This window comes from Kaistia hirudinis, from assembly GCF_014196455.1.
GTDB lineage: Bacteria > Pseudomonadota > Alphaproteobacteria > Rhizobiales > Kaistiaceae > Kaistia > Kaistia hirudinis.
On the sequence record NZ_JACIDS010000014.1, the window covers coordinates 1 to 1,716 of the forward strand.

The 1,716-nt window shown below is 66.9% G+C and carries 2 protein-coding genes; both read left to right on the forward strand.

Going from position 1 to position 1,716, the window contains the following annotated elements; translation table 11 throughout:
• On the forward strand, window positions 1-741 hold a 741-nt coding region (locus GGR25_RS24540; protein WP_183401543.1), incomplete at its 5' end, for an acylneuraminate cytidylyltransferase family protein.
• Complete coding sequence (locus GGR25_RS24545; protein WP_183401544.1) at window positions 731-1,714, forward strand: NAD(P)-dependent oxidoreductase; 984 nt, start codon at window positions 731-733, stop codon at window positions 1,712-1,714. The genes GGR25_RS24540 and GGR25_RS24545, both read left to right, overlap by 11 nt.
• Window positions 1,715-1,716 lie beyond the last annotated feature (2 nt).

The window sequence follows — 1,716 nt, forward strand, 5'->3', positions numbered from 1 at the left end:
TACAAGCTCGTAGCCCTGATGCCGATGCGTCATTCGTCGGAGCGCGTTAAGGGGAAGAACTACCGCCCGTTCGGGGATGGGCGGCCTCTGTTCCAGCACATGCTGGACGTGCTGCTGGAGACGCCCGGCATCGACCGCGTGCTGATCGACACGGATTCGCCCGTCGTCTTCGACATCTGCAAGCGGGACTATCCGCAGGTCATCCTGGAGGAGCGACCGGCGCATCTGCGCGATGGCGCGACGCCGATGAACAATGTGCTGCTGCACGACACGAGCGTGGTCGATTCGCAGTTCTACCTGCAGACCCATTCGACCAATCCGCTGATGACCAAGGACACCGTCGCCCGCGCCGTCGACCTGTTCTTCGACAAATACCCGGTCTACGATTCGCTGTTCTCGGTGACCAAGTTCCAGTCCCGCCTCTGGGACCCGCTCGCCCGCGCGGTCAACCACAACCCGGCCATCCTGCTCAGAACCCAGGACCTGCCGCCGCTCTATAACGAGAACTCCTGCCTCTACATCTTCGAGAAGAAGACCCTGATCGAGCGGCAGAACCGCATCGGCCTCCGCCCCCTCATGTTCGAGATGGACCCGTTCGAGGCCGAGGATATCGACGAGGAGATCAACTTCCAGATCGCCGAGGCGATCTTCCGCGTCCAGGCCGCCGAAAAGGCCGCCAAGCAGGCTGCCGCCAGCAACACGACCCAGAACACCGCCGGAGAGCCCGTCCATGGCGCCTAAGCTTCTCGTCACCTGCGGCCATCTGCAGCGCCACATCGCCCGCTATCGCGACGAGATCGTCGCCCATGGCGTCGAGGTCTGGGTCCCGAAGCTCGACGGCCAGCAGTTCGGCGCCGCCGAGATGGCCGCCATGCTGGCCGAGGCCGATGTCGCCGTCGCCGGCGACGACGATCTCTCCGCCCCGGTGCTGCGCGCCGGCGTCGCCGGCAAGCTCCGCGGCCTGGTCCGCTGGGGCATCGGCACCGACAATGTCGACAAGCCCGTCGCGACCGAGATCGGCCTCCCCGTCTACAACACGCCCGGCATGTTCTCGAACGAGGTCGCCGACCTCGCGCTCGGCCATATCCTCACCCTCGCCCGCCATCTCCAGCGCATGGACCGCGATGTCCGCGCGGGGCTGTGGACCCGCTATGAGGGCCGCTCGCTGCATGGCCTGACGCTCGGCATTGTCGGGCTCGGCGGCATCGGCCGCGAGATCGCCCGCCGCGGCGTCGCCTTCGGCATGAAGGTGATCGGCTCCGACGTCGTCACCGTCGATCCGAAGCTGCTGGCCGCCGTCGGCGCGCAGCAGAAGCCGTTCGAGGCCGTCCTCGCCGAGGCCGACATCATCGTGCTCGCCTGCAACCTGACGCCCGAGAACCACCACCTCATCAACGCCGATGCCCTCGCCCGCATGAAGCACGGCGTCATGCTGGTCAACGTCGCCCGCGGGCCGATCGTCGACGAGGCCGCGCTCGTCGATGCGCTCCGCTCCGGCAAGGTCGGCTCGGCCGGTCTCGACGTGTTCGAGGCCGAGCCCCTCCCCGCCGACAGCCCGCTCCGCGCCTTCGAGGACAACACCCTCTTCGGCACCCACTCCGGATCCTCCACCGCAGAGGCCATCCAGCGCGTCAACCGCATGAGCGTCGACATCGCACTCGCCATGCTCGGCCTCGGTCACGCAGACCTCGCTAACTTCAACAAAGTCGCGTGACG